Origin of the sequence: Aquimarina sp. AD10 (assembly GCF_003443715.1) — a bacterium.
In the GTDB taxonomy this organism is placed as follows: domain Bacteria; phylum Bacteroidota; class Bacteroidia; order Flavobacteriales; family Flavobacteriaceae; genus Aquimarina; species Aquimarina aggregata.
This window is the reverse complement of the sequence record NZ_CP031965.1, coordinates 5,441,690-5,465,570: the sequence shown is the minus strand read 5'-3', so window position 1 is coordinate 5,465,570 and position 23,881 is coordinate 5,441,690. Positions and strand designations below refer to the sequence as shown.

Annotated in this window: 22 protein-coding genes; 5 read left to right on the top strand and 17 right to left on the bottom strand. The window is 33.2% G+C overall.

Annotation, left to right across the window (positions count from 1 at the left end):
* Window positions 1-51 precede the first annotated feature (51 nt).
* The 6 genes from dsrP to D1816_RS22690 all read right to left on the bottom strand — a co-directional run bounded on the left by dsrP (window position 52) and on the right by D1816_RS22690 (window position 6,547).
* Window positions 52-1,275, bottom strand: a complete 1,224-nt coding sequence (dsrP, locus tag D1816_RS22715; protein ID WP_066314294.1) for a sulfate reduction electron transfer complex DsrMKJOP subunit DsrP — start codon at window positions 1,273-1,275, stop codon at window positions 52-54.
* A 138-nt stretch (window positions 1,276-1,413) separates the two neighbouring features.
* Window positions 1,414-2,616 (bottom strand): 4Fe-4S dicluster domain-containing protein, encoded by a 1,203-nt coding sequence (locus D1816_RS22710; protein ID WP_233565287.1) that lies wholly within the window; start codon window positions 2,614-2,616, stop codon window positions 1,414-1,416.
* A gap of 41 nt (window positions 2,617-2,657) precedes the next feature.
* Window positions 2,658-3,278, bottom strand: a complete 621-nt coding sequence (locus D1816_RS22705; protein WP_118505828.1) for a cytochrome c3 family protein — start codon at window positions 3,276-3,278, stop codon at window positions 2,658-2,660.
* Window positions 3,271-3,972 (bottom strand): cytochrome C, encoded by a 702-nt coding sequence (locus D1816_RS22700; protein WP_118505827.1) that lies wholly within the window; start codon window positions 3,970-3,972, stop codon window positions 3,271-3,273. Before D1816_RS22700 ends, D1816_RS22705 begins: the two co-directional genes overlap by 8 nt.
* Before the next feature lie 3 nt (window positions 3,973-3,975).
* Entirely contained in the window at window positions 3,976-6,306 is a 2,331-nt protein-coding gene (locus tag D1816_RS22695; protein ID WP_118505826.1) for a molybdopterin-dependent oxidoreductase, read from the bottom strand.
* Between the two features lie 4 nt (window positions 6,307-6,310).
* On the bottom strand, window positions 6,311-6,547 hold the full coding sequence (locus D1816_RS22690; RefSeq protein WP_118505825.1) for a hypothetical protein: 237 nt from the start codon (window positions 6,545-6,547) through the stop codon (window positions 6,311-6,313).
* 270 nt (window positions 6,548-6,817) lie between these two features.
* Here D1816_RS22690 and D1816_RS22685 point away from each other — a divergent pair, with 270 nt between their 5' ends.
* From D1816_RS22685 to D1816_RS22675, 3 genes are read left to right on the top strand one after another with little or no spacing between them, the layout of a single operon-like run.
* Window positions 6,818-7,852, top strand: a complete 1,035-nt coding sequence (locus tag D1816_RS22685; RefSeq protein WP_118505824.1) for a S1C family serine protease — start codon at window positions 6,818-6,820, stop codon at window positions 7,850-7,852.
* A gap of 40 nt (window positions 7,853-7,892) precedes the next feature.
* On the top strand, window positions 7,893-8,558 hold the full coding sequence (locus D1816_RS22680) for a DUF481 domain-containing protein (RefSeq protein WP_118505823.1): 666 nt from the start codon (window positions 7,893-7,895) through the stop codon (window positions 8,556-8,558).
* Window positions 8,558-9,676: a BamA/TamA family outer membrane protein gene (locus tag D1816_RS22675; protein WP_118505822.1), complete on the top strand. Its 1,119-nt coding sequence runs from the start codon at window positions 8,558-8,560 to the stop codon at window positions 9,674-9,676. The genes D1816_RS22680 and D1816_RS22675 overlap by 1 nt, the downstream gene beginning before the upstream one ends.
* Window positions 9,677-9,713: 37 nt before the next feature.
* On the opposite strand, the gene D1816_RS22670 is transcribed toward D1816_RS22675, so the two are convergent.
* The 11 genes from D1816_RS22670 to D1816_RS22620 form a co-directional block, all read right to left on the bottom strand.
* On the bottom strand, window positions 9,714-10,067 hold the full coding sequence (locus tag D1816_RS22670) for a hypothetical protein (protein ID WP_120702441.1): 354 nt from the start codon (window positions 10,065-10,067) through the stop codon (window positions 9,714-9,716).
* Window positions 10,068-10,428: 361 nt separating this feature from the next.
* A complete protein-coding gene (locus D1816_RS22665; protein ID WP_118505820.1) occupies window positions 10,429-11,418 on the bottom strand; it encodes an AraC family transcriptional regulator in 990 nt (329 codons plus the stop codon).
* Window positions 11,419-11,564: 146 nt separating this feature from the next.
* Complete coding sequence (locus D1816_RS22660; protein WP_118505819.1) at window positions 11,565-12,332, bottom strand: LytTR family DNA-binding domain-containing protein; 768 nt, start codon at window positions 12,330-12,332, stop codon at window positions 11,565-11,567.
* A 108-nt stretch (window positions 12,333-12,440) separates the two neighbouring features.
* Window positions 12,441-13,463, bottom strand: a complete 1,023-nt coding sequence (locus D1816_RS22655; protein WP_118505818.1) for a sensor histidine kinase — start codon at window positions 13,461-13,463, stop codon at window positions 12,441-12,443.
* Window positions 13,464-13,498: 35 nt separating this feature from the next.
* Complete coding sequence (locus D1816_RS22650; protein ID WP_118505817.1) at window positions 13,499-14,164, bottom strand: ion channel; 666 nt, start codon at window positions 14,162-14,164, stop codon at window positions 13,499-13,501.
* 9 nt (window positions 14,165-14,173) lie between these two features.
* Window positions 14,174-14,878 carry a DUF3575 domain-containing protein gene (locus D1816_RS22645; protein ID WP_118505816.1) on the bottom strand — a complete coding sequence of 235 codons (705 nt, stop codon included), beginning with the start codon at window positions 14,876-14,878 and terminating at the stop codon, window positions 14,174-14,176.
* Window positions 14,879-14,953: 75 nt separating this feature from the next.
* Window positions 14,954-18,064, bottom strand: a complete 3,111-nt coding sequence (locus D1816_RS22640) for an efflux RND transporter permease subunit (protein ID WP_118505815.1) — start codon at window positions 18,062-18,064, stop codon at window positions 14,954-14,956.
* A 21-nt stretch (window positions 18,065-18,085) separates the two neighbouring features.
* A complete protein-coding gene (locus tag D1816_RS22635; protein WP_082832435.1) occupies window positions 18,086-19,177 on the bottom strand; it encodes an efflux RND transporter periplasmic adaptor subunit in 1,092 nt (363 codons plus the stop codon).
* Window positions 19,178-19,186: 9 nt separating this feature from the next.
* Window positions 19,187-21,529 (bottom strand): TolC family protein, encoded by a 2,343-nt coding sequence (locus D1816_RS22630; RefSeq protein ID WP_118505814.1) that lies wholly within the window; start codon window positions 21,527-21,529, stop codon window positions 19,187-19,189.
* A 47-nt stretch (window positions 21,530-21,576) separates the two neighbouring features.
* Window positions 21,577-21,933 carry a hypothetical protein gene (locus tag D1816_RS22625; protein WP_118505813.1) on the bottom strand — a complete coding sequence of 119 codons (357 nt, stop codon included), beginning with the start codon at window positions 21,931-21,933 and terminating at the stop codon, window positions 21,577-21,579.
* A gap of 82 nt (window positions 21,934-22,015) precedes the next feature.
* A complete protein-coding gene (locus tag D1816_RS22620) occupies window positions 22,016-22,432 on the bottom strand; it encodes a hypothetical protein (protein ID WP_066314330.1) in 417 nt (138 codons plus the stop codon).
* 94 nt (window positions 22,433-22,526) lie between these two features.
* Here D1816_RS22620 and D1816_RS22615 point away from each other — a divergent pair, with 94 nt between their 5' ends.
* Both D1816_RS22615 and D1816_RS22610 read left to right on the top strand, forming a co-directional pair.
* A complete protein-coding gene (locus D1816_RS22615; RefSeq protein ID WP_066314334.1) occupies window positions 22,527-22,937 on the top strand; it encodes a hypothetical protein in 411 nt (136 codons plus the stop codon).
* Window positions 22,938-22,975: 38 nt separating this feature from the next.
* Window positions 22,976-23,806 (top strand): MBL fold metallo-hydrolase, encoded by an 831-nt coding sequence (locus D1816_RS22610; RefSeq protein WP_118505812.1) that lies wholly within the window; start codon window positions 22,976-22,978, stop codon window positions 23,804-23,806.
* The last annotated feature ends 75 nt before the right edge of the window (window positions 23,807-23,881 follow it).

Below are 23,881 nucleotides of genomic sequence, written 5' to 3'. Positions count from 1 at the left end.
AAATTAGGTAAATAATTCGGGTTTTATGCCCGAATAAAATCCTTTCTTGCCTTACTCTTTTGCCCTAAATCTCAACTTTCCTACTTCTATCCCAATTGCTGTTTTAGCAAGTATCGTAAATACAAATGCTCCCAAAGCCCAAATACCTAAAGTAACTCCTACTTCTATACCTGTTGGGGTATATTCTGCAATTTTACCATATGGTCCTGGGATAAATCCAGGAACAATTAATCCAAATCCTTTTTCGATCCATATGGCTACAAACAAAATAAAGCAACAAAAATAAAGCACTTTAAAATTGTTTCTTAGCTTACCAAAAGTCAATAGTACTGTGGCTAATACATTTAATGAAATTGCTGTCCAAATCCAAGGTAGTAAAGCCGTTTTTCCTTCTAAACCAAAGAATAGATAAAAAGCACTTTCACTATGATGTGTGGGGGCATAAAACTCTTTAAATAACTCAGAAACCAACATAATTAGATTAATCTGGGCAGCTACAGTAACTATTAGTGCTATTTTTTTGATGGTTTTATCTTCTATTTTAAAGGCAGTAAAACTTCTAATAATTGCTAGCACCAAAATAATTAACGCGGGCCCAGCTGCAAATGCAGAAGCCAGAAAACGTGGCCCTAATAAGGCATTATTCCAAAACGGTCGAGCCTGTAGCCCCTGATATAAAAAAGCAGTTACCAAATGTATTCCTACGGCCCACAACACTGATAAAATAGCGCCTGGCACATAAACTTTTGGATTTGCATCTTTTCCTTGATAATGTCTAAATAAGATATAAAACGGAATACTAATATTTATAAATAAATAACCATTAAGCACAATAACATCCCAAGTTAACATCGATGCAGGAAAATTAAAAACACCAATCCCTGGGATCATATGCCATAATACAGATGGTCCCCCCATATCTGCGACAACAAATGCCAAACACATAATCAATGCGGCTACGGCAAGCCCTTCGCCAATCAATACTGCTTGTTTAAAATCTATATCCTTAAGCACATATGTCGGCATCACTAGCATTACTGCCGCAGCAGCCACTCCTACCAAAAATGTAAAATTAGAAATGTATAATCCCCAGCTCACACGATCAGTCATACCTGTAACACTTAGCCCTTCTTCTAACTGAATTGAGTAACAATACATTCCTAAAAGCATTATAAAAGTCAGCGCTCCCATCCAAATATTATATCGCATAGAACCTTTTGAAACGATATCTAGGCTATCTTTTACTAAACTTCCAAAAACTCTTAGTGTTTTCATTTTATCTTTTTTTTGTCCGTGCCCTTCGCTATGCTTCGGTCGGGCTATTCGCTATATCTTTATAAATGTACTATCCTTTAGCAAGCTCAGGATGACATTAAAAAAAGGATGCCGCTACTATCCCTCACGCATGTTATTTTAATCCATGAAATACCAAAACTTAGGTTCTGTACCTAAATCTTCTTTTAATCTAAATACTTTTTTATTAGCTAATACCCATCTAATTGTACTATTAGGATCCAAAAGGTTACCAAAAATTCTTGCTCCTGTTGGGCATGCTTCAACGCAAGCTGGGTCTTTTCCTGATCTAGATCGTTGTACACAAAACGTACATTTTTCCATAACTCCTTTTTTACGCATTCTATTTCCTAAATAGTGTTGGTTTTTATTGATTTCTTCTTCAGGAACTTCAGGAGTACTCCAATTAAACCTACGTCCATCGTATGGACATGCAGCCATACAGTATCTACATCCCACACACCAATCATAATCAATTACCACAAGTCCATCATCTTCTCGCCATGTAGCCTGCACAGGGCACACATCTACACAAGGGGGATTATCACAATGAAAACACTGTGTGCCCATATAAAAATGACCTTCAGCCGGTACCTCATGATAATAGTTATCGTTGGCCTCGTTAAACTTAAAACCTTCTCCATCTTTCATTTCATGAATACGGATATACTGCATTTGCGAATTACGATCCTGATTATTTTCTTCAACGCAAGCATTTACACAATCCATATATCCTTGACATTTTGAAATATTAAAAGCATATCCAAACAATACATCTTTTAGTGCATCTGTGGATTTCATAGTAATATTCTCTTTTTTACGAAGCTCATAAGATCGCACTAAACGATTTACCGTAGCATTTCGTTCTTCGTCTGTCATCAATTTATAATTTCCTTTAAACTGCTCTTCCCAATCAATCTGCGCTTTTTCTTTAGATTCTTCTCCACTAGTAACACTACAGGATGTACTTACTGCACCAGCCCCAATCATAAGGCTAGCTGTTAACTTCCTAAACGCTGTGCGTCGATCCATTTTTACCTCGAATACTTGGTCGAAACCATCTTTTTTAGTTTCCTGACCGATAGAAGCATCTACTGCCGCCTCAAAAAATTCTTGATCTCCCATCTCAGGTTCAATATAAGATCCACAGCCTCCTGAATCACTACCGCAACCACAAGATGATTTTATAGGAGCTGGTTCACTTGTATCTGCGCTATGAGAACCACATCCTCCAGATGTATTACCGCAACTACAAGCCCCACCAGTTGTTTGTCTTGTTGCACTATTCATGTTTAACTTAAAATATTTTCCAATCCCACTCATAACTTACGTTTTATTAAAATCACCATAAAAAGGCTATTGGATTATTCTCTTTCTTTTACTTTTTGTGTATTAAATCTAGATGGCCATCTGGATTCGATATGCGGTTTATGTGGATTATGACAGTTTACACAGGTCATTGCGGCTCTGGGGTCAGCCCATCCCCCTATATTTTTACCGTGGGCACCACCTTTCCAGTCTTCAAATTGCTGACTATGGCACTGACTGCATAATTTATAGCTCCTATTAAAATCAATTGAATTACCTGTAAGACTTTGCAAATTATCCATGTTATTCCCGTTATGACACGTAGCACAATTCATAGTTACCTTGTTTGCATGCACCAACTCAATATCCCAATGCGCTTTCTTAAAATCGGATCCTTTCATTTGTTCTAAGGGTTTAGAATGGCATTCTGTACAGGCATATGATGTTATTTGACTTTTACGTTCAGGTATTAAAAACGTATGCTCTCCTTCAGTAATCTCTACAGTTTTAAGATCATCTATATATGGTTCAGACGAAACTGGAACACCATGATAATCTTTGCTTTTTTCTTCGATTTTATCTGTGAGACTATGATATTCTCCTTCTCCGTGCTTACAAGAAAAAAGCATAAAAATGAAAATACAACTAAGAAGAAATATATAATTTTGTCTACTCATTTTGATGATTATTAGTTCTTGTAAAAATTTCTACATCTGCAAATTCACGAATATCTGGCACATGACATTGACGACAATTTACTCTTTCGGGATGTGTAACCCGAATCTCTTTTGGTGCTGCCGGGCCGGCATGACAAGACAAACAATTCTCTCGCATTTGAATACCATGTGGCATCATAGGTGGACTTCCTGGTAATGCATTATTGACTCCTGCTTTAGGTGCTTGTATTTTAGTAGCATTCGAAATTGCAAAAAGTGTTTGTGTATTTTGAGCGACATGACATTGTCTGCAATTAATCATCTCTGGGTGTGGCGTTACCGGAGCATAAGCATCAAATTTGTCTACAAAACCTCCGTTTTGATGGCATTGCAGACAAGCCTTACCCCCAATTCCTCTTTCGCCTTTTAGTAACTCATGTGGAATACTTGGTGGTGCGCCTGGGTATGCACGATTATCATAGTATGTTTCTAAACTTCTTTGATGTGCTTCGTCGACAGGCATATTAAGATAATCCAATGCAAATTCGGCTCGTGTAAATACTCCTTTTTCAGAAGGAATACCAAAATCCAGGGATTGCTCCTTAATCGGAATATATGCTTCTTCTAGTCCTTTTTTGTAACTATAATTCCAGATTACAATAAAGGTGATGAATAAAATCACAAAGAATGAAATGATACCTAGTCTCTTTTTCATACCCTATGCTTTTTCAACTTTAACGGCACATTTTTTATAATCGGGCTCTTTTGAAATAGGACAAAAGGCATCTAGCGTAACATCATTAATCAACATATTTTCATCAAAGAAAGGCACAAAAACTTGCCCTTTGGTAGGTAAGCCTCGCTCATTAATAGATGCAGGTAGCACACATGAACCTCTACGAGATGAAACCTTAATATTTTCACCATTCCTAATTCCCAGTGCTTCTGCATCCTCAGGATGAAACTCTACATAAGCACCTGGCATAGCTTTATGTAATACTGGAATTCTGCGAGTCATAGAACCTGTATGCCAATGTTCGATTACTCTACCAGTATTTAACCAAAACGGATATGCTGCATCAGGAACCTCTGGAGCTGGCTCATAAGGTCTTTCCCAGATCACAGCTTTACCATCAGGTTTCCCATAGAAATGAAAATCTTCTCCATTAGTACATGCTGGGTCATACTTTGCATTAAACCTCCATTGTGTAGATTTACCATCTACATACGGCCATATTGCACCTGATTCTTTTTTTAACACCTCTAGTGGTGCCATTCCATGTTTTGGTCCTTCATGAAACTGTCTATACTCATTATAGATTTCTTCAACATGATTTTCTTCACTATACGGAAACAAATCTCCAAATCCCATTCGTTTTGCAACCTCTATCGTCATCCAGGCATCAGGAGTAGTCTCTCCTGGTCCCTCTACCATTTTATCCCAATGCTGGGTTCTGCGTTCAGAGTTTCCGTATAATCCACTTTTTTCGATATGCCATGATGCTGGCAATATTACATCTGCTACATCTGATGTTGGTGTTGGGAAAACGTCTGAAACTACCACAAAGCAAGAATCCTTTTCCATACCTGGTCGATATCTCCCTGTTTTTGGTAATGAAACCAAAGGATTAGTAACCTGGGTCCATATAAATTTTATATCTCCGCGATCTACAGCTCTAAACATCTCGGTAGCATGGTATGTTGGTTTCGGCGGAATACGTTCATAGGGAACTTTCCATATTTTTGCTGCAAGACGTCTGTGCTTTTCATTCGTCACAACACCTTTAGGCAGTTTATGAGTAAAAGTCCCTACTTCTCTTGCCGTACCACATGCCGAAGGTTGCCCTGTTAAAGAAAATGGTCCATTACCTGGTTGAGAGATTTTTCCGGTAAGTAAATGAATATTATATACCAAATTATTCATCCAAGTTCCTCTGGTATGTTGGTTCATCCCCATACACCAATAGGATACTACTTTTTTATTTGGGTCTCCATAAATAGCAGCTAAATACTTAATATCTTTTACCGACACTTTTGAGTATTTGGCTACTTTTTCTGGAGTATACTCTTCTAAGAATTTTTTATAGGCTTCAAAATCTATTCTTGAGGGTTTATCATTAAAAGAATAGTTATCTTCTAAACCATATCCCATATTAGTTAACCCCTTACTAAAATTACAATGCTTTTCTACAAAAGATTTATTCATCCAACCGTTATGAATAATTTCATAACAAATAGCATTTGCAACGGCCAAATCAGTTTGAGGTTCAAATAATATTGATCTATTAGATGCTGTACTAGAACGTGTTGTACGTGTAGCAAAATCAATAATCTTTGCCCCTCTTCTATTTTTTTGTTCTAACATTCTTGAAAATAATACCGGATGCATTTCTGCCATATTATTACCCCAGGTTATAAAATAATCGGCATGATCAATGTCCTCATAACATCCCATGGGTTCATCTGCTCCAAAACTGGTTAAAAAACCAGCTACGGCACTTGCCATACATAAACGAGCATTACAATCTAGATTATTAGTCCCAATTGCACCTTTCATAAACTTAGAAGCAACGTATCCTTCAGGTATTGTGGATTGTCCAGAGGTATACATTGCCACAGCATCTTTACCATGCTCCTGGATGGTCTCCTTCATTTTATTAGCGACAATATCTAAGGCTTCATTAAGAGGAGTTTTAACATAAGCGCCATTTTTCTTTACCAATGCATGTGTTAATCTATCTTTTGCTTGGATACACATAATTTGATGATATCCTTTTACACAGAGTAAGCCTTTATTTACAGAACTGTTGGGATCTCCTTTTACGGCTACTGCTTTTCCATTTTCTGTACCTACTAAAATGCCGCAACCTACTCCACAAAATCTACAAGGTCCTTTTTTCCAATCCAGATTTGCCCCTTCAGGAATGTTACTTTCTTGTTCTTCGGCAAAAATAATTCCCGGAAACATTGTCGCAGCGGCGGTCATTGCCGAGAGTATTGCCATTTTCTTAATAAATTCCCTTCTATCGGTAAGTGTCGATGTATACATTGGCTTAGTTTTTTGTAGTATTAAACCCAGAAACCATAGCTAACAGTTTTAAGCTTGGTATTGCCTCTATTTTTTCTTTCAGTATATGCTCTTCAGTCTCATCCTGAGTATCAGTAATCAAAATGACTACTTCATTATTTTCTGCAGGAATCACTTCACATTGTTCGTATTGGGTCAAGGAAACGATAAGGTCATTTTTCATACCTGTTATTGGGTGGGCGAGATAACTTTTGATTGGCATACTATTGTTAGTGTTATTCTGAATAGAGGTCTATTCCTAATTATATAGGATAAAGGTCATCTATCGATCTAAATTAAAACATGACATTTATCAGGTTACTAAACTTTGTTAGATCAAAACAGTGTAGAAATCACTATTACTTTATAAATTTAGGGCATCTTCAAAAAAAGCGGTTATCAATTTAGTTCAAGTCTACAACTCATTTAAGATTCTTTACAATTTAGCTGAACTTAAATGATAATTACCCTCTGGTATTAAGTCTTTAATTTTATGAAAATTACATATAATACTATTATGAAGTATCTACTGTTTTTGATGACGAGTTTCTTTGTGCTTACCCTGTCTTCTCAAGACTTATCTCAACTTTATGAAAAAGTAAATCCTGCAGTAGTTGTAATTTTCACTCAGGAAGCAAAGTTAGAGTCAAATGGTGGTATTACTAAAACAATAACTTCTGAAGGATTAGGGTCTGGATTTATGGTTTCGGATACGGAGATTATTACTGCTTCTCATGTTGTGGACATAGCAGAACAATTAAGAGTTCGATTTCTGGACGGAGAAGTTATCCCAGCAAAAGTAATCTCTACATTTAAAACAGCTGATGTAGCCCTTATAAAACTAGAATTTCCGAAAAAGAATGCAGTAACTGTTTCTTTTGGAGATTCTGATCAATTAAAAATTGGAGAACAAATTTTTATTGTAGGCGCCCCTTTTGGTTATAGTCACTCATTATCTTCTGGATATGTAAGTGGAATTATTAGAAATAAAAAAGGAAAAAACCCTTTTACGCAAACAGAATTTATTCAGACTGATGCTGCTATCAATACTGGTAATTCGGGTGGACCTATGTTTAATATGACTGGAGAGGTAATTGGTGTTGTAAGTCAAATTCTAACCAAATCAGGCGGTTTTGAAGGTATTGGTTTTGCTGCTACAGCAAATATTACTAAAAACCTAATGGCAAATAATAGAACACCTTGGTTAGGTTTTGATGCATTTCCTCTAATAGGTAAAACAAAACGGTTGTTTAACGTACCTCAAAATAGCGGTTTATTAGTACAACGCGTGGTCTTTGGATCCACATTACACAAAATGGGATTACAAGGAGGTGATACTGAAATCATAATTGACGGACAAAAACTAATAATAGGCGGTGATATTATACTTGCCTTTAATGATATTATCTTCGATTTTACTGATGATACTTTGATAAGACTTGGTGAATTGGGAAAAAATCTAAAACCAACAGATCCTTTAGAAATAAAGGTATTGCGAGATGGAAAAATCATCTTATTAAAAAGATAACCTATTGTTTTCAAATATACCAAAAACATAGCTTTTATTAATGAAACATTCCTACTCAATAAAAATAATAAGCATCAGTCTATTTATTCTATTTAGTAATCTTATTACTGCTCAAATTCAAAATAAAGACACCATAGTTTCGCCATTTCGTAAAGGGAAATGGCTTACCGGATTATCAGGCACTATTAACTCAAGTACCATTGAATTAAGAAATACTAATGAAACTACAACTACCAATGAATACGGAATTAATCTCACCACCGGAAAATTTATTAAAAATCGTTTTTTAGTAGGAGGTACAATTAGTGCTAATAGAAGCAATAATTCGGGGATAGTTGAGAGAACTACAGAGAACTTATTTCTGGGGCCAATAGTTTCATATTATCTCTCAAAGGTAGAGCGTGGATCACTTTTTTTTCAAGCATCACCTGGATATGTACTATACCGAGACAACACTCGAATAGAGCAAACAAATGGTTTTATAGAAGAATTGGCTGAAGGTGGTGGTTTTGGAACACTACTAGGAGTAGGATACTCATATGCATTTTTCGATGTAGTCACTTTTGATATTGGACTAAAAACCAACCTATTATGGATCAATATTGATCAAGAATCAACCCCAATAAACACTATAACTTCTGAGGCCATTTTTGTGAATAGTATTTCTTTTTCGTTTGGTTTTAACATTTTAGTAGATCAATTCTAATGAAAAAGCAAATTTCGACATATACAGTTGCTCTCTTACTCTTATTTTTTAATGGAGTTAGGTCCCAAAGTAAGGAAACGGTATTTAAAACAGATACTATAGCTAGTACAAAAAGTATTCAATTTATAGGAGTTCCTATTGCCTTTTATACGCCAGAAACTGAATTTGGTTTTGGTGGTGGAGGACAATTTTTCTTATTAAATAAAAAAAACATCTACAATGATCGCCTATCAAACATCCTGTTTAGCGGAATTTATACTCTAAACGAGCAATTTCTATTTGAGGTCAAACCAGAAATCTATTTAGGTAAAGGTGATTATTTTATAAATATAGACTATACCTGGGAGATCTACCCTAATTTATTTTGGGGTATCGGTAATAGAACACCAGACAGAAATGAAGAAGTGTATAACATGACTTCGCATAAATTAAAAATAGGTTATCTAAGACGCTTACCCCCAAATCTTAATTTCGGATTTGAATATGTCTTTGAGAATCATGATGTCACTGAGGTCGAAGAAGGTGGGATTTTAGAATCTGGAACAATTTTAGGAAGTGATCGAGCTATTATTAGTGGATTAGGTGTTACCTTCAATTTAGATACTAGAGATGATCTAGGCTCTCCTCTATCAGGTCGTTATTACAAGCTTAACGCACAATTCTCGAGCGAACTTCTAGGGGCTACACATGGGTATAATAAATTCTTTTTGGATTTACGAACATATGAATCATTAACCAAAACAAGCATCTTGGCGATGCAAGTATATAGTGAAAATACTTTTGGAGGCGCACCTTTTCAAGGTTTAGCAAAATTTGGTGGAAGCTATAGCGCAAGAGGTTATTTCTACGGTAGATTTACAGACAGACATATGTACATTATTCAAACAGAGTATCGATGGCGTTTTAAACCGCGATGGACAATGGCAGCTTTTGGACTAGTAGGCGAAGTAGCAAGTACTCCTGAAAATTTCTTTAGCATAAGTAACATAAAACCTAGTGCAGGAGCCGGAATACGTTTTAAGTTACTTAAAAACAAAAGTACTTGGCTACGATTAGACACTGGATTTGGCGAAAATGGAAATAGTGGTTTTTATTTTGGGATTAATGAGGCTTTTTAAACTACCGTAGTACTATACTTATATTATATTATCAATATTAATTTAAGCGAGTGATAATAATTCTCATGAATTCATTAAAATTACTCTGGTGTTGTTTATACTGATCACTTGATAAAATTTTTCTTACCTCAACATCCTTTTGGTTAACAACCTCATTAAATTTATCAATAAATTTCTTAGCATTAAGTTCTTCGTCACTATTACAAATCGCCCAAAGTTTCAAAAAAGAATGAAAAACAATACTCTTGTATCGCGTTCGTATTGTTTTGGATAAGTTCATCTCCGATAGATGAAGGTCAAACCAAACTTCCATATCAATTTCTTCTTTTTGAGAGATAGCCTTTTTCTCCCTAAGAAACATATTCAAGACTGATGCAAAAAATTCAATCATAGCAGTTCAATTTTCTATTTATAAATCAACATTCTATACAAGTAGTTCGTATTTATATCTTATTTTGAAACACAAAATTATATAGGATAAATCCATGAATTAGATACTATTAAAGTGAAGTGTACAAATTAGAATGCGAATCTGATAAATACGAGACTCAATCGGTTATGATTTATTTTAGATTATTTATCACTTAGAAGCTATTTTGAGAGATCTCAAACTATAAAAAGCAGAAAATTAAAGTTATTTACATTAAAGGAAATAGCCTTGAAGAGAGATTATTAATTCGAGACAAATTATAAAAATCTATAATTAATCTCATTTAAACATTTTAACTGTTTTGATATTCTAATTTGTATATTCAAGATACTCTGAGATGCTCTCTATAAATACCAGGTGTTAAACCCGTCCATTTTTTAAACGATCTAATAAAGTTTGGACTATCAGAATAGCCTAAATTTTCGCTAATAAGATTAATATTCATATCAGATTTTGTAAGAAGGTGTATTGCCCTATTATACAATATCTCCTCAAGAATATTAGAAAATTTAGTTTGATTAGATTTAAGTAGCCTTTTCATACTACTTTCTGATGTATTAAAATGGATAGATAATGTTTTTAATGAAGGAATACAACCGCACTCATAGCTAGATATGACTTGTTCAATAATATTTATGATATTAGTTTCTTGACATTCTGGAACTATACTTGAATTTAAAGAAATTGCACAAACCTCGGTATCTAATAATGATTTAGAAAAAACGAACTTATATTCTGATCGATTATTTTGAACGAAATATTTCCCTCTGGGAGACAAAGACTTAATATCGGAAATAGCCGTATTAGGTATGTAAATGGTAATAGGCTTCCAGTTATTCCCTAAGTACATTTTAAATAATTGACAAAGTATTACCAATATAATATTCTCGGATATTCTACTACCATGTGAACATTTCTCTAAGAAAGAAAAAGAAAAGACAACAATATCTTTATGTATCCTTAAATCCGTCTTAAGGTTAGTCTGAAGAATATTGCTAAATTTAACAAACTCACTAATTGCTTTTTTTAGGGTTGGTTGTCCTTTTATATACGTGCCAAAACTACCCAATTCTGAGAGACAAAAACCACAAGATAAATAGTCTACAAAACTATCGATTTTGCATTCTTTTTTTAATGCAACTAAAAAATCGTGTACTACTCCTGTAGGTATGTAATTTTTAGAATTAGACAAATCAAAATGTCTTATTTCAGACTTTCTAATTGTACTCGCTACGTCCAAACCACAATTTTCTAATCTAAGAAGTAGTGGTTTGAAATAGGATACTTGATATACAAAATACAATTGCTTCATTACGGGGTATGAAATCTATTAATTCTCTACTTGACGATGTAAAAAATGATGATATACATATATAAATGTATTCGATCTACCATACTAAAAAAAACAAAAAAAAGTGAAGTGTCTAAATTAAGTCATGAACTGACTAAATTAAGGTTTTAATGAGACACTAGCCAGTTTTTAAAAGTTTTAACCTTGGCTTTGCTAATAATAATAGGACCATCAAACTCTGGCGTAACATCAATTTTTACTTTACCATAAAAATGATTATACACTCTATCTACTCCGTTACGATTTACTAACAATTGTCTATTCACCCTATAAAATAGTTCAGAATCTAGTTCTTCTTCTAATTCACTAATTGTTTTATCTAGGGCATATGATTTATTAGAAAATGTAACACCTCTCACTATGTTTGATTCTATAAAGAAGAATGAAAAATCCTTTGTTTTTATTGGTAGCAGTGCATTTTTATCGGAAATCAAAAAAGTAGTAGTATGTTTATTTTTAGCTGCTCCTTGCATTTGCTTTAAAAACATATTCAATTGATCATGTTGGTGATTAATATGTGTTCTCGTTTTTTTAAATTTCAATAACGCATTCTCAAGATCTTCTTCCTTAATGGGTTTTAATAAATAATATACGCTGTTAACTTTGAAAGCTTCTATAGCGTATTGATCATATGCTGTAGTAAAAATAATAGGAATATCAACGAAGGTTTGTTCAAAAATCTCAAAACAGATCCCATCACCCAATTGAATATCCATAAAAATAAGCTCAAAATTATTCTCTTTTTTTAAATATTTGACAGCAGATTTAACACTATCTATAGTCTTTACTATTTCGATGTTTGGGTCAATTTTATTCAATAATTGTATCAAATACTTTTTTGCAGAAACCTCATCTTCGATAATCAGAACTTTCATTATATACAAGTGTTTCGATTAGGCATATCTATAAATTTAACAAAATACTATATAAATGATGCTATTTATTTACTTTTTTATCCCGTTTTTACCTAAATCAAAGATTATTTAATGTATGGGTAATTTTACAATAAAATAAGTATCTACATCTATTTTAATCACCTTATTTTTAAGCAGTTCAAACCTTTTATTTAGGTTTTTCAGGCCTTCACCTGTTGTTAAGCTGCTTTTACTTTTGAGTTGAATCTTATTCTTGACCACTATACTATCGTTTTCATTATAAATATCTATAATTAAAGGGAATTCTTCAGAAACTTCATTATGTTTGATGGCATTTTCTATTAACAATTGTAAAGAGAGTATAGGAATTAGCGTGGTTTTAGTATGAATAGAAAGTTGCATATTCACATTAAAATTATCCCCAAACCGAATTCTGGCTAATCTTATATACGCTTCTAAAACCTGCAACTCTTGTTGTAATGTAACTAGCCCTTTATCTTTACTTTGTAATATATATCTGTATAAAGAAGCCAAATGATCCACATAAACTATAGAGCTTTTTGGATTTGTTTCGATAATATACTTTAATGTATTTAGCGAATTAAATAAAAAATGAGGATTGATTTGATTGTTGAGTGCTACTAATTCATTTTGAATATTTTCTTTTTTTAGTTGTTCTTTTTCTAATACACTAATTTTCTGTTTTCGTTGAAATACAAGTAACCACCCAATCAAAACAGATGTTATACACATAACGACCCAGACATAACGTATTCCTTCTCTTTCTGGCTCTACAACTTTAAACAGTAATAAATGGTGAACCCACATTATTAGATAAAAAGCCGCAATAGGTACAGCAATAATAATTACGATAAAAACTAATACTCTTACTAACTTAGAAAACCTTTGTAAATACTTTTTTGAATATATAATAAGGTATAAAACAATTAAACAATATGCCGCAAAACTTATGAAACGAAATAAAAAAACAGGAATGGAACCAGCGGCAACATCGTTAAAATAGGATAAATCCGGATATACAATAAATAAAAATCTATTCAGGTTGATTAAGAAAGATATGCTAAGCGATATTAGCAGTAAAGTACTTGTTCTAATTTTAATTTCTTCCAATTTAAAAAGATTGTTTTTATGATCATTAAATACTGTTAATCATTAGTTCTACTAATGTATTTACCGACTACAATAGCGGTTAGAATAACCAAATAAAATTGCCCGATCATTCCTATTAAAATTGCAGCTTTTTGAGCTAATGTGGTTACAGGCACAATCTCTCCGTAGCCAATCGTCATCAAGGTAATGTAGGCATAATACATTAATCGTTCTGTAAACAATTGAGGTTGATCGATAGTTGCATTTAGTCCTGCAAAAGAACTTGGATAAGCCATTTCTATGGATAAACAAATAAAAAAACTGATTAGTCCTAATGCAATATATCCACTAATCAATCCAAAAATCACATTTTTATCGACAGACTTAGTTTCCCAGATTTGTTTTATAATTTCAAAAGTAACAATCACATAAAACAGGAAATACGTTCCCATGTTTAAAAAAGCTAAAAACTTACTATTATTATTTTCAAATAAATCTGTACTAAAAACAATTCCTGATACTATTAACAAAATGATAAAAAATAGCATAAGTCTTTTCTTTCTTGAAATCAAGACAATTCCTGCGACCAAATTGATTAAAAATAATATTGGTGACATTATCGTTTCAAAAAAATCTCCTGGAATTATTAAAGATCCAAATAGAATTGTAATTTGACTAAATAAAAAGAGCTCAAAACGATATGGATATAGTTTTCTTATCATCAAAAAGTTTTAAAATGAATACCCCAATTTTATTCCCCAACGAAATGCCGGAAGTATAATATCAGTATCCTGATTTCCATTTATCCGGAAATCAAGATTAAGATTGTCAAAAAGTTCATATTCAGAAAGAACTTCGGACACATCATCATAAAATGATTCTGGTATGGGTTGTTTTTCTATAAGTTTAATCTTATTCGCACTAATTCCGGGGCCTGCGATCAAAAAATCGATAAAGAAACGTTTCCGAATCATAAATTTATAACCTATTTCTACCCCCCCACTAAGTGTTATTATTTTCGCATCAATTTCGATAGCATTATCTATACCATTATTATCGGTATAAACACCTAAGATTTCATCTGTGAAATTCTGATATTTTGTATATACTCCTACATAAAAACCGCTTAATTTTTTGGTAGTATTTTGAATATACCATCTAAATTCTGGTAAGATTTTTACTCCTTTAAAATTAAAATCATCAGTAGAAATTCTGTTTATATCAATACCTGAAATTCTAAATACACCAGAGGTTGTTTTTACTCCAAACGAAACTCCAACACTTATTTTATCACTAATGGCTCGTTCATATTGAAATTGAAAAGTTCCAAAAATAGGCAAAATAGGATCTATACTAATATGATTTTTTTCTTGCGCTTTTAACATACTCATTACAAGAAGAAAACAAACTACTATCATACCTTTACTTCGCATCATACTGTAATTTTTAGTATGGTTCAACAGATGAGCTCAACCTACATATTAGTCACTTACCCCTTATTCAATGATTTTCTACTCCAAAAGTTTATCATCAAACTCATACTCCTTATAATCTACTTTGTACAAAACACTATAAAAAGCGGGGATGAATAATAAGGTAATTACTGTACCAAATAATAATCCTATCATAATGGTTACTGCCATAGGTTCCCACATCTCTCCTCCTCCCAGATATAATGGAATTAGTCCTAACACCGTAGTAAAAGTTGCTAATAGAATAGGTCGAAAACGTTGTATACAAGCTGCTATTATTGCATCCTGTGGCTTTCGTTTAAGCTCATTTTCTTCTATTTCTATTCGATCAATAAGCACTATCGCGTTATTAATTACAATTCCGGCTAAAGAGATGACTCCTAAAAAAGCCATAAAACCAAAAGGAACTCCAAATAATAACAACCCAATTACCATCCCGATAACACCTAATGGGATTGTAGTCACAATCATGGTCATTTTACGAAATGAGTTAAATTGTATAATCAATAACATCACAATGATAAAAGCTGATAGTGGTAAATATTTTGCTACAGCCCCCATGTTCTCTGCACTGCTTTCTGCATCCCCTCCTAAAGTATAGGTATATTCTTTTCCCCATTTTGATTCTTGTTCTTTTAACCAAGGAGTTATGACTGCCGTAACTTCTGAAGCATTTCCATCTTCAGTTAATTCACTAGACACATTAATCGTTCGTGTAAGGTTTAATCTTTTTATTTTGGAATATTGCCACTGCGGAATAATACTAGCCACTTGTAATAAAGGAACACTTTTGCCAGAGTTTTGACCATAAATATTTAGGGTTTCTAAAGAAGCTAAGGACTGTTGTTTTCCTTGATTACTAGTCATTACAATAGGAATAGACTTGTCATTTTCTCTAAATTCTCCTGCCTGAAAACCATCTAGTACAGTCTGTAATGATATTGCTACATCTTGATTTGTAATTCCTGCGGTTTGTGCTTTATTTTGATCAATATCAATTACAAATTTTTTCCCTTTGGGTCCCCAATCATCTTTAATATTTTTGGTCCCAGAAATACCAAAGAGTTTTGATTTGATTTCTTCAGCTATACTAGCCAATTTATCAGGGTTATCTCCAGATACTTTTATCTCAATAGGAGTTCCTCCACCTCCCGACCCTAATAGCCCCACTTTGATATCTGCATTAGGAAATGTTTTAAAACAAAAAGCATCCAACTGCTTTACCATATCATTATTCACTAAAAAAGATGATGTATTGACTAAAATATGAGCATAATTAGAATTGGGTTCATCTGCGTTATATCCCAAATCATAGGATGATGGTCCTTCACCAATATATGAAGACCAATCTACAATACCGTCAGGTTTTTCGTTTGCGACCTTCAAATTATTAATTATAAATTCTTCAATAGCTAATATGGTTTCTGTGGTGCTTTCAATTTTGGTTCCTTGAGGTAAGTTGATATCTATTGTGATCATATTACGATCGCTATCCGGGAAAAACACAAACGCTAGTTTGGTGAAGCCATAGAGTGACAAAAAGAACAACACCACAATACTTGCCAAAACAGTTTTTTTCCATGCTAAAGCTAATAGAATAAGGTCTTTATATTTGGATTTTAATCCATTAATCATACGATCTAAAAAACCGACTTTCCCACCTTCTTGTTTTTTAATTTTAAGAAAAAACACACAAAACAAAGTAATAATACTTAACGAAATGATCCAAGAAGATAAGAGCGCAATAGTAATAACCACAAATATCGGCCCCATGATATCACCCATTACGGACTCTGCCATAAAAAATGCTAAAAACGCAGCTGAAGTTGTTAGTGTAGATATCAACAATGGCATAAATAACTCAGCACAAGAATCAATAGCCGCTTTTTTTACATCAATACCATTTTCCATTTTTACCATAATAGATTCTGCAACCACAATAGCATTGTCAACCATCATCCCCAAAGCCATAATCAAGGCGGCAAGTGTTATTTGATTAAGTCCAACATCTATTAGCCCCATAACCATTAATGTGGTAATAGTAACAATTGGAATTAAGCTCGCTATAACCATTCCTGTTCTAAATCCTAAGAAAATCAACATTACTGCTAGTACTATCGCGATAGACTGCATTAGATTTCCTAAAAAATCACTTATCTTAAGATCTATATATTGATCAATAGATGCTAATCTAGCCACTTCTAATCCAACTGGTAATTTCTCCTGCCATTGTTCTAATAACAGGTCAATTTCTTCTCCTAATTTGATAATATTTCTTCCTTCTTTTAAAGATATGTGTAGTGACACGGCATCCCTACCATTAATACGTACCTTTTGTTTTGGAGGGTTGATATACCCTTTTTCAATTATTGTAATATCTCCTAAGCTAACCACTTGCCCACTTTGTCCAAGAGGGATTAGCATATTTTTAATATCTGAAATGGTATTAAAATTACCAGTAGGTTCTAATATAATTCGTTCTTCTTCGATATTGACCTCACCTCCAGAATTCAAAATATTTGTATTTGCTATAATCCCTTGCAGACTGCTTGAAGTTAATCCATACGCTTTAAGTTTTGTGTTATCAAATTTTACAAAAACACGTTCTTCTTGTGCACCATTAATTTCTACTTTAGCAGCATCTTCTAGTTTAATAAGGTCATCACGAAGGTCATCTGCTTGTTCTTTCATAGCAGCATATGAAAATCCATCGCTAGTAATTCCTACAGCAATCCCAAATACTTCACCAATACCATCATCATTCAGCTGTGGTTGTACATTATTGGGTAGTCCCTGAATTGAATTTAACTTACGTCGTAATCGATCCCAAACAGCTTGTAACTCTTCGGGAGTAACTTCCATTTTTAATTCTACTTGAACTACAGAAAGTCCGGTTCTTGAAGTACTAGTTACTTTTTTTAACTCGGGGAGTTCTTGTGCTATTTTTTCAATTTTATCGGTTACCAATTCCTCAACTCTTTCAGGGCTTGCTCCAGGAAATGATGAAACAACAGATGCTACACGAATAGTATATGGCGGCATACTATCTCGTGAGAGCGAAGCATAAAAAACCATACCCATTACCATCACTACTGTAAGAATACTTAGAGCAACACGATTTTTTTCTATAGAAAATTTAGCAAAATTCATATGTTTTTCTTTTGATAGTAATTATTGTAATTTCACCTTTTGACCGTCTAATAAAGTTTGTAGTCCTGCTGTGGCGATTTTTTGACCTTCAGAAAGTCCACTTTTAACCTTAAAGCCATCTGTAGTAAGTTCTCCAATTTCTATAGAATGTTTCTTCACAACCCCTACAGCTTCATCTTGAGAATCTATTAGAAAAACAAAATTACCATTACCATCTTCTCCGACCGATTTTACAGGAATCACCAAGACTGTTTCTGTCTCAGCATTTTCTTCTTTAAAATTAAACGTAACATTAGCAGTCATACCTGGTTTAATTTCTTTAGTGGGATCCGTAATGTCGATAGTAATAGGGTATGTAGCAGAATTTTCGTCGACAACAGGGGCTATTTCTATAACTGTTCCATTCATTTTTTTTCCTGCCAAAGCAGAAAAAGAAATATCAGGATTCATTCCTAATTTTACTTTATTAATTATATTTTCTGGTAATCCAACCTCTATATTAGTGTGATTCCCTGCATTTAATATCGCAATGACCTGCCCTGCACTTACATTTTCATTGAGCTGACTATTTTTTGCCGCTATAATTCCAGTTTTAGGAGCTTTAATATATCCATAACTAATTTGCGACTGCTGAATGCTTTTGTTACGTTTTGCTGATTCATATTGATCCAATGCACTTTGGTATGAATTTTTAGCAGACTCATAATCACTTAATGAATTACTCCCTTTTTCATAAAGTGCCTTAATACGATCCAAACTAGATTTGGCAGTATTCATAGCAGATTTAGCACTATTTAGTGCTGATACTGACTGCTCATAGGCAAGGTTAGCTTGCACATTATCTAATTTAGCTATCAAATCACCTTTATTCACTTTCTGTCCTACTTTGATATCCAGAGTTGTGATAATACCAGTACTTCTAAAACTTAATTCAATTTCATCACCCGCTTTAGCAACACCGCTAAACGTTCTAATCTTTTGCGAATTTAAATTTCCGACAACCTGATATTCTACAGGTCTCAATACTTCTTCTTTTTGTACCTCTTTATCTTTACAAGCAGTAAGCATCAAAAATCCAAATACTATTAATACTATATGTTTTACGAATTTCATAATCGTTAATTAGTTATTATTTAAAATATATTGATTAGCTCTTTGAATAAAATCTTGGTTGTTTGCCTCTGTATTCATTAAAAAGAAATAACCGATGGCTCTTTCTAACTGCATTGACGTTAATAAATAGTCATAATTGGCCGTTGCTCTAGCAAGCTGAGCCTGCAAATAATTGGTTTGGGCATCAATTAATTGAATAAGCGGCACTGCGCCTTGGGCATATGCATTTTGTGTAAGATCTAAACTCTCTTTGGCAGTTTCTTCTGATACTTTAGATATTTCGATGTTCGCAATCTGATTGGTCATATCCAATAAAATATCATTTACATTTTTTTCGATACTTAATTCTACATTCTCTTTCTGTATCAATAATTGATCTTCTTGAATTTTTGCTGTTTGTCTATTAATATTTCTTTGATTTTGTTGAAAGATCGGTAATGATAGATTGACACCCACGTTGTACGTGCCATCAGGAGCGTTAGGAAAGCCTTCTGGAACTATTGTTCCTTTACCTGATTGTGAAATAGCAAGATTATATTGCCCTTGCAAGGCTACCACTGGAACAAATCGCCCTAAGTTATTAAGTCGATAATTACGTTGAGTAGCTTCCATATTGTAACCGATGTTTTTTAATTCGGGAGCATTTTTATTTCCTTCTTCGACTAAAAACTTAACTAAAGCTGGGCGTAATTTTGGATCATCCAAAATCTCAAGAAAATCCTGATACTTATAATTTTCGAATATCCCTTCTGATATTTTGGCATCATCAATATCGATTTCGGTTGCGATCGGATTATTCATTAATTGATTAATCGTATTAAAAGCCTGTAGCTTTTGATTTTCTGCATTGATTAGACTTTGCGTATTCTGCGCTAATTGACTCCTGAAACGTAGTACATCTGATTTGCCCGATTCTCCTGCTGCAAAGTTTTGATCTGCGATTTCTAAATTCTTTTTGGTTACTTGAAGGTTTTGATTTTGAATCGCAACATTTGTTTTCAAAACCAAGGCATTAAAATAAGCTACCGAAGCATTAAGCAATGCATCTAGTTCTGCTGCATTATAGGTTTCCTTTTGTGCTTTTTGTAGATTTTCATTGATTGTAATATTGGCTCCAGCTCCTTCTGAATAGATTACCTGTTCAAGAGTTACGTTTCCAGAAGTAGAAAACTCGGGATTAGTACCATTAGAGATCTCTGCAACCTTTGGGTCCAGATACACACCATTTCCATTAGCCGTAATGTTTGGTAAATAACTACTCTTAGCAGTTTTTACATCCTGACTGCTTAACTCAATATTTTTTCGTTCTACATCAAGAGAAAGGTTTTTTGCTACCACTCCTTTCATGATATCAATAATAGAATATGATGTGCCGACTTTTACATCATTTTCTCCTCCTATAAAGTCTGCCTTAGCAAGCATACTGTAACGCAACGGAAACCCTATTTGCTTTGCGGTATTATAGTTTATAGAAAGTTTCTTCTTATAATTTAAATATATAGGTAATGTAGATGCGTTTGTTCCTTCAATAATTGCTTCTACATTGAGTGCAATACGTCTAAAAAATTGATCAATATTGGTTTCTGGCTGATTAGATGCTAAAATTCCTTTCTCTACATCTTCTTTGCTATATACAGAAAACGAAGGGAGTTTCTTAGAATTAATAGTAGTTACCAAAGTTTTGAATTCATTATCATTTAGGTAAAACCCACCTGCAAGGTATACTGCATCTATATCATTTAAATCACTGCTTATACTACCATCTTTCTGAAGAGGAATAAGTGTATAAGAACCTCCCTTTTTAGAAAAATAGTTATTAAATAGGTTTTTGACAGGTAATATACCGGGTAAAAAGTCATCAATTATAATACCTACTTTTTTATAATTATACAAGGATTTAAAAACATCCAAATCATCTGTATATGAAAAAGGAGCAATGAGATAGTTGATATTATTTACTGTCGATGTCTTTTGGTCTTCGTCAAAATCATAAAAGTCACTATTTGCGCTACCAAAAAGAATAATAGGTTTTGAATATTCATCTACCTCATCAATCATTATTGTATTTACGACTCCAAATACCAATATAATATCTGCATTTGAGTTTACTAATGTTTGATAGTTTGATTTTGCTAGTTCATTATTAAATCCATTTTCGAGTACTTCTTTGAACACTATAGTAGCACTTTGACCGACTACAGCTTTTATTTCGTTTTGAAGTTTTGCTAATAAAGGCTTCGTTTCTTCTGATGATTTATCGGCTAGAATACCTATTGTTAACGTTTTTGAGGATTGTGAATACCCCAATAGGTGTATGAAGGTAAGTAAGAACAGTAATCTTAAATTTTTCATATGACTAAGATGATGCGTGTGTATTGTCAGTTAAAAAAATATAATCATTATAATTGATGTAATCGTTTGTTCACAGACCAAGATATTTTATCATAAAGCTTAGAGAAACTCTCAAATTGTTCTGCGGGCAACATTTCTTTAAGGTCATTATTTTGTTCTTTTATCAAGATATTAAATTTTCCAATAATTTCAATCTTGGTCAGTTTTGTATTTTCTCCTAGAAGCTTCATTTTTAAACCATAATAAGAAGTAACAATCTTAAACCGTTCATTTATTTCTGGGGTCATCTCTTTGTCCAATATAAAGTTCTCCATCCATTTTTTGATATAATCAATTTCTTCTTTCTGGAAAATTTTTATAGTCGGATTTTGATCTTTTTGAGCTCCTTTTTCTTGTCCAAACATATGAATGGAGAAAAAACAAACACATAAAATACAGAAAATACCTTTGATACTCATTACTTATTAAGATATGGTAACCATTATATTATTGCTTAGTCCAACCTTTTCTATTATAAACACTAGTAACAATTTTACCAAAACTTTCTCGATGTATGGCATATTGCTCTTCTGTCAAAAATTCTTTAACCTCATCGTTTAAATTGATTACCATAGCGTCAAGTTTAGTTTTTTTCTCTGCTTCAGTATATCCTTTATTTTTGTCACCAATACGACCCATTTTGTTTGTATAGTATAAAAGAATACCATAATACTCTTCTCTTAACTTTTCAGAAAGCTTCATTTGTTCTACTTGTTTGGCAACAAATACTTGTAAATTATCTTTCTCGTCTGAAGTAAAGATTTCTACTTTATTTTTTTCTCTCTCTACTTGTTTTTCCTTTTGTGTTTGACCAAATGCAGTTAAAAAAACAAATAATAGTAGGCCTGTGATGTTTAGTTTCATAATATTTTAAATTTAAAAAATGATCTAAAAAGATAATCTGTGATGTATTAAAATAAACTAATTTTATTGTATAGCAATTATTTACTACGATATTATGCAATCAAAGAGTACCTATCATTATCAATTTGGCGCAGTTGTTAAAATTACCTTAAGAGATGGTGAAATATCAGAAGAAGAAAAAGCTTTTTTAGCTCATTTAGCTGAAACCTTAGGGGTTTCACGAGAAGAGTATGATCATATTATTCAAAACTATTTAACCTACCCACTTGACCCTAACAACACCTATAATGAGCGACTAGAAAGTATGTATACCTTAACAAAATTAATTTCTGAAGACAGTACCATTACAGGAGAGCAACAAACCATTTGGCTAGAGAGAATGGCCAAAGCAATAGGGTTTACTTCAGGAAATGTAAAGTACATAGTGGCTAAATCGTTGGCTGTTATCGAAAAGGGAATAGATCAGGAAACATATAAAGATGAAATCAAAAATATTAATAAGTGATTTACTGTAGTACCTCTGTTTTTCACTAAACTCTATTTATGATTATAACATTTTACGGCACTAGAGGTTCAACACCAGTTTGCGAATCGGGTTTTCAGGAATTTGGTGGTAATACCACTTGTGTACTAGTATCTGGTGGACAGGAAGGAGAAAGCGTGCTTGTTTTTGATGCAGGTACAGGTATTCGAAAGCTTGGTAAAGAACTTATCTCTAAAAAGCTTTTTCCTGGTAATAAGATTTATTTGACATTCTCTCATTTTCATTGGGATCATATTCAGGGTTTTCCATTTTTTGCCCCTGCGTATGACCTTAACAAAGAAATAGAGTTTTTTGTTATTGGGGATGATGCTCCAAAAATAGATGATTTCAAAGAAATATTAGCCAAACAAATGGAAAGCACTTATTTTCCTATAAGTATAGATGATATGGGTGCTAATTTTACTTTTACAACAACTAAAGAAGATAGAATTTCCTTTGATGGCGGTCAAATATTAGCGAATAAACATACACATCCTGGTGGTGCACATGGCTATAGATTAGAAACAGAAGGTAAAATATTTGTGTATTGTACAGACCTAGAACACGGTGAACAATTGGACCCCAAGGTGATCGAATTTTGCAAAAATGCCGATGTATTGATTCATGATGCTCAGTATACCCCACAAGAATTATTAACTCGTCGTGGTTGGGGGCACAGCAGTTGGGAACAAGCAATTCAGGTAGCAGAATTGGCTAACGTTAAACAACTATATCTAACTCATCATGACCCTGATCATAATGATGACTTTCTAAGAAACATGGAAAAAGAATGTCAGGAACGTTTTCCTAATTGTTTTTTAGCAAGAGAAGGGCAACAAATCAAGTTATGATTTCAAATATGTGAGGTATATTAACACTAAAAGATAAAAGGCATATGTTTTAAAATAAATTTGTCTAAATTTAAA

What these genes read in the sequence shown, in the direction of transcription:
- dsrP (WP_066314294.1), bottom strand. Translation starts at nt 1,275, where the DNA reads ATGAAAACACTAAGAGTTTTTGGAAGTTTAGTAAAAGATAGCCTAGAT.
- D1816_RS22710 (WP_233565287.1), bottom strand. Translation starts at nt 2,616, where the DNA reads ATGAGTGGGATTGGAAAATATTTTAAGTTAAACATGAATAGTGCAACA.
- D1816_RS22705 (WP_118505828.1), bottom strand. Translation starts at nt 3,278, where the DNA reads ATGAGTAGACAAAATTATATATTTCTTCTTAGTTGTATTTTCATTTTT.
- D1816_RS22700 (WP_118505827.1), bottom strand. Translation starts at nt 3,972, where the DNA reads ATGAAAAAGAGACTAGGTATCATTTCATTCTTTGTGATTTTATTCATC.
- D1816_RS22695 (WP_118505826.1), bottom strand. Translation starts at nt 6,306, where the DNA reads ATGTATACATCGACACTTACCGATAGAAGGGAATTTATTAAGAAAATG.
- D1816_RS22690 (WP_118505825.1), bottom strand. Translation starts at nt 6,547, where the DNA reads ATGCCAATCAAAAGTTATCTCGCCCACCCAATAACAGGTATGAAAAAT.
- D1816_RS22685 (WP_118505824.1), top strand. Translation starts at nt 6,818, where the DNA reads ATGAAAATTACATATAATACTATTATGAAGTATCTACTGTTTTTGATG.
- D1816_RS22680 (WP_118505823.1), top strand. Translation starts at nt 7,893, where the DNA reads ATGAAACATTCCTACTCAATAAAAATAATAAGCATCAGTCTATTTATT.
- D1816_RS22675 (WP_118505822.1), top strand. Translation starts at nt 8,558, where the DNA reads ATGAAAAAGCAAATTTCGACATATACAGTTGCTCTCTTACTCTTATTT.
- D1816_RS22670 (WP_120702441.1), bottom strand. Translation starts at nt 10,067, where the DNA reads ATGATTGAATTTTTTGCATCAGTCTTGAATATGTTTCTTAGGGAGAAA.
- D1816_RS22665 (WP_118505820.1), bottom strand. Translation starts at nt 11,418, where the DNA reads ATGAAGCAATTGTATTTTGTATATCAAGTATCCTATTTCAAACCACTA.
- D1816_RS22660 (WP_118505819.1), bottom strand. Translation starts at nt 12,332, where the DNA reads ATGAAAGTTCTGATTATCGAAGATGAGGTTTCTGCAAAAAAGTATTTG.
- D1816_RS22650 (WP_118505817.1), bottom strand. Translation starts at nt 14,164, where the DNA reads ATGATAAGAAAACTATATCCATATCGTTTTGAGCTCTTTTTATTTAGT.
- D1816_RS22645 (WP_118505816.1), bottom strand. Translation starts at nt 14,878, where the DNA reads ATGATGCGAAGTAAAGGTATGATAGTAGTTTGTTTTCTTCTTGTAATG.
- D1816_RS22640 (WP_118505815.1), bottom strand. Translation starts at nt 18,064, where the DNA reads ATGAATTTTGCTAAATTTTCTATAGAAAAAAATCGTGTTGCTCTAAGT.
- D1816_RS22635 (WP_082832435.1), bottom strand. Translation starts at nt 19,177, where the DNA reads ATGAAATTCGTAAAACATATAGTATTAATAGTATTTGGATTTTTGATG.
- D1816_RS22630 (WP_118505814.1), bottom strand. Translation starts at nt 21,529, where the DNA reads ATGAAAAATTTAAGATTACTGTTCTTACTTACCTTCATACACCTATTG.
- D1816_RS22625 (WP_118505813.1), bottom strand. Translation starts at nt 21,933, where the DNA reads ATGTTTGGACAAGAAAAAGGAGCTCAAAAAGATCAAAATCCGACTATA.
- D1816_RS22620 (WP_066314330.1), bottom strand. Translation starts at nt 22,432, where the DNA reads ATGAAACTAAACATCACAGGCCTACTATTATTTGTTTTTTTAACTGCA.
- D1816_RS22615 (WP_066314334.1), top strand. Translation starts at nt 22,527, where the DNA reads ATGCAATCAAAGAGTACCTATCATTATCAATTTGGCGCAGTTGTTAAA.
- D1816_RS22610 (WP_118505812.1), top strand. Translation starts at nt 22,976, where the DNA reads ATGATTATAACATTTTACGGCACTAGAGGTTCAACACCAGTTTGCGAA.